Annotated in this window: 3 protein-coding genes; all 3 read left to right on the top strand. The window is 55.5% G+C overall.

From position 1 onward, the window contains the following. The first annotated feature begins 106 nt into the window (after positions 1 to 106). On the top strand, positions 107 to 1954 hold the full coding sequence (locus tag ACNKID_RS10685; RefSeq protein WP_417913420.1) for a lectin-like protein: 1848 nt from the start codon (positions 107 to 109) through the stop codon (positions 1952 to 1954). Between the two features lie 357 nt (positions 1955 to 2311). Next, a complete protein-coding gene (gene cobI, locus ACNKID_RS10690; protein WP_417913421.1) occupies positions 2312 to 3067 on the top strand; it encodes a precorrin-2 C(20)-methyltransferase in 756 nt (251 codons plus the stop codon). Then, a complete protein-coding gene (gene cobM / locus ACNKID_RS10695; protein WP_417913422.1) occupies positions 3064 to 3837 on the top strand; it encodes a precorrin-4 C(11)-methyltransferase in 774 nt (257 codons plus the stop codon). Before cobI ends, cobM begins: the two co-directional genes overlap by 4 nt. Positions 3838 to 4067: the final 230 nt, after the last annotated feature.

A 4067-nucleotide genomic window follows, 5' to 3' on the forward strand; every position in this document is an offset into this window, starting at 1 on the left:
GATTGCTGCGGAAGAACATGTCCATTGCTGAGGTGCAAGAGATAACCGGGCTGCTGGAAGAGGAAATCCGAAAAATACGCGACAGAATTTTTCAGGAGATGAAACCATGAAGGGAAGCAGATTGTTGAAAGCATTGCTTGCGGCAATGCTGGCCGTGTTTGCTGCTTCCGCGCAGGCAGCGACGTATTATGTTGACTGCGATGACCCGACGGCAAAAGATGCTGACAATCAGGATGCGACCAAAGAGGCAACTCCGTGGAAAACGCTTTATTGGGCGGGCTTCAAGGCACAGCCTGGCGACACTGTGCTGGTGAAAGACGGCGTTTGTCCTGATCCAGAGGATGTTTACGGCGACAAATATCAAGTGGCATACTTCGGTCAGGATGGTGAGACAGCAAGGAAGGATGGTAAACCATATTGGACTACATTCAAGGCTTATCCCGGCCATCACCCACATATTCGTTTCAAAGTCCGTCAAGGCGAACCTGCTAAAGGTGGAATCCATATCGTAGGTTCTTATATTATTGTTGACGGATTCGAAGTGTCTCCTGAAGATTATCCTCATGGAGACTATGGAAGTGGAAGCGGTATTTATGTTACAGAAGGACACCACAGTATTGTGCGTAACTGCAATGTGCATGACTGCCCTAACTCTGGTATAGGCAGCGCATGGGTAGATTATATAACCATAGAAAATAACATTGTATGGAATAACGCACGGCATTCTTGTCAGAATTCAAGCGGAATAGGTTTCTATCAGCCACATGGCAGCGACATTGATTTTGGGGCAACCAGAGTGAATGGAACTGACTATAGAATAGTCATAGCCAACAATCGAATTTATCTAAATGAGGCCGAGATCAACACTTGCGTCCCGACCGCAGTGGACTGGCCTACTGACGGCAATGGGATTATCCTTGATGATTTTGGGAGCAGGCAGGTCTACGAGGATTCTCCTGAATGGATGAAGGCATATAAAGATAAACTTTATCCTCATCGGACGTTAATCATGAACAACCTGATCTACGGCAATGGTGGACGGGGAATTCTATCCGACGCAGCTCATGTCGATGTGCTGCACAACACGGTGTATAGCAATCTGCAAAGCCAGCCGTTGAGGGAGCACTGCGGAGCACTTGGGGAAATAGCCCTTCACGGCTTTGATACGCGGGTGTTCAACAACATCGCAACAGCGCAGCACAAGGCTGCTCTATGGCTCAAATATGAATACCCGTTTCCCAACGAGGTTCCAACCCCTAAAACCGTTTACGGCAGCAACCTGATTTACGGTGGCGGCACTGACACAGACGACAACGCCACAGACGCAGGCGGGAACATCGTTCAAGACCCTTTGCTTGCAGCTCCCGGCCTGAACGCCGATTCAGACTTCCATCTGACGCAGGACAGCCCTGCAATCAACAAAGGCTCTGCGGAAAACTCCGCGCCGCTCGATTTTGACGGCTTCGCGCGGCCAATCGGCATCCTGCCCGACATCGGGGCGTATGAAGCGATGTCCGACACAGCCAAAACGGTGAACCCGGCCAACGGCCATTCCTACCAGCGGTTCAGTTCGCCGCTGACTTGGAGCGAAGCCAAGGCCGCCTGCGCCGCGTTGGGCGGATATCTGGCCACTGTCACCAGCCCGGAGGAGCAGAAATACGTCACCTCCAAAGGCGCAAATGCGTGGCTCGGCGCAACAGACGAGGTTCAGGACGGAACATGGAGATGGATCACCGGCGAGCCGTGCAATTGGACGAACTGGAACAGCGGCGAGCCGAATGAGTGTGATGGCGGCGAGGATTTCCTTCAGCTCTGGCCGAACGGGACGTGGAATGACAACGGCGGCCCTGGCGGCGGCAAAGATGCCACTTTGCCTTACATATGCGAATGGAACGGCAGGTCATCCGCGCCTTGGCTGCCTGCGATGTATCAGTTTTTGCTGAAGGGGAAATGAGGGCGCAGGACGAAGCAGGCTGCGTGAACCCAAAAGGCCGCTTCAACCGCCTTGGTTCACACTTCAATCAGGACAGTTCACGCTTCATTTGACACGACTCACGCTTAATATGGGCTGGTTCACGCTTCAATCAAGCCGATTCACTCGTGAACCATGCTGACTGAAGCGTGATTCACGACGATTGAAGCGTAAACCAAGCCGAGTCACGCTTCAATCATGTCAGATGAAGCGTGATTCAGGACGACTGAAGCGTGATTCAAGGCAAGTTAACTGTGAACCGGGATGATTCAACCATACTTTGCCGAGAAAAAAGCTGAATATTATTCAGATGATGATTTGCAGGAGAAATGACTTGGAATGACACCACCTCAGACAGGCCGCCTCTACTTGGTCGGCATCGGCCCAGGAGACCCGGAGCTGATGACCTGCAAGGCTGTGCGGATACTGACGCAAACCAGCGTCTGGGCCGCGCCCAAGGCGCGGGAGAACAGCAGCAGCGCCTTGCAGATCGCGGCGGCGATGGTCAGCCCTGAAGGCAAGACTGTCTTGGAGCTGTGCTTCTCAATGAAGAAAATCCGCCTTGGCTGCGAGCCGGATCAGGAAGCAGCGCAGAGCTGGCGGCAGGCGGCGGAGACCGTCCTTGCCCAGCTTGATCAAGGCCGCGACGTGGCCTTTCCCACGCTCGGCGACCCCGGCCTTTACTCCACCGGCTTTTATCTGCTCCACACCCTGCGCGAGCTGCGGCCCGATCTGCCGGTGACAGTGGTGCCGGGCATCACGGCCATGTCCGCCTGCTCGGCGCAGGTCGTCAGTCCGCTTGGTCTGGGCGACGACGTGCTGACCGTAGTGCCAGCGGCCTTTGACGACGCACGGCTGCGCGACATTCTCATGCAGTCGGACGCGGTGGTGCTGATGAAAATCTTCCGCCAGCTCCCGCGCCTCCTCCCTTTGCTTGATGAACTGAGTCTGATTGACAAGGCGGTGATTGTTGAGCGCGGCAGCATGGACGAGCAGCGCATTCACTACGACATCCGCGCTGCGGCGGGCCGCGAGCTGCACTACTTCTCCACCATGCTGGTGCGGAAAAAACAACTGATCAGCAGAGCATCATGACGCATCCTGTGATTTTCCTTGGAGCCGGGCCAGGCGACCCGGAACTGCTCACCCTCAAAGGCCGCCGTCTTTTGGATGAGGCGGATGTGATTGTCTATGCGGGCAGCTTGGTCAATCCGGCCTTGCTGGTGGGCGTGTCGGCGGAAATTCATGATTCTGCCGGAATGACGCTGGACGAGGTGCTGGCCGTGCTGATTGCGGCGCAGCGGGCTGGGAAAAAGGCGGTGCGTCTGCATACCGGCGATCCGGCCTTGTACGGGGCCATCCGCGAGCAAATGCAGCGGCTTGACCGCGAAGGCATTGGCTATGAGGTGGTTCCGGGAGTCAGCTCGGCTTTTGCCGCCGCCGCCGCGCTCAAAGCGGAGCTGACTGTGCCGGAGATTACGCAGACGGTGATTTTCACCCGCATCGGCGGCAGAACGCCGGTGCCGGAGCAGGAAGCCTTGCGCAACTTAGCCGCTATTAAAGCCTCGATGTGCATTTTTCTCTCTGTGGGAATGATCGAAAAGGTCGTTGCCGAACTCACAGCAGGCGGTTATCCAGAAAACACGTCGGCAGCGGTGGTGGAGAAAGCCTCCTGGCCGGAGCAGCGCATAGTCCGGGGCACCTTGGCAGACATTGCTGAGAAGGTGAAAGCATCCGCCATCTGCAAGACAGCGATGATATTGGTCGGGCAGGCGTTGTCGGATGAGGCGGCTGCGGCATCAAGGCTGTATGATGCGGGCTTCAGTCATGGATGCAGGGGCCTGCAACGCCTTGCCGCCGAATAACCCAAGAAAGAATAGACCAGATGCCATGCCTATAGCAGAGGCATCGCCCGACAATTTTGCATCGACGAACGCTTAGTGCTCCTGCATCAGCAATCTTTCCATCAGACATCATGAAACATATTCTTCTCATCGGCGATGGCATGGGCGACACGCCTGTTCCTGCGCTTGGCAACAGAACCCCGCTGGAAGCGGCCCGCAAGCCGACAGTTGATCGTCTCTGCGCCTTGGCT

The organism is Candidatus Electronema sp. TJ (assembly GCF_048287355.1).
GTDB lineage: Bacteria > Desulfobacterota > Desulfobulbia > Desulfobulbales > Desulfobulbaceae > Electronema.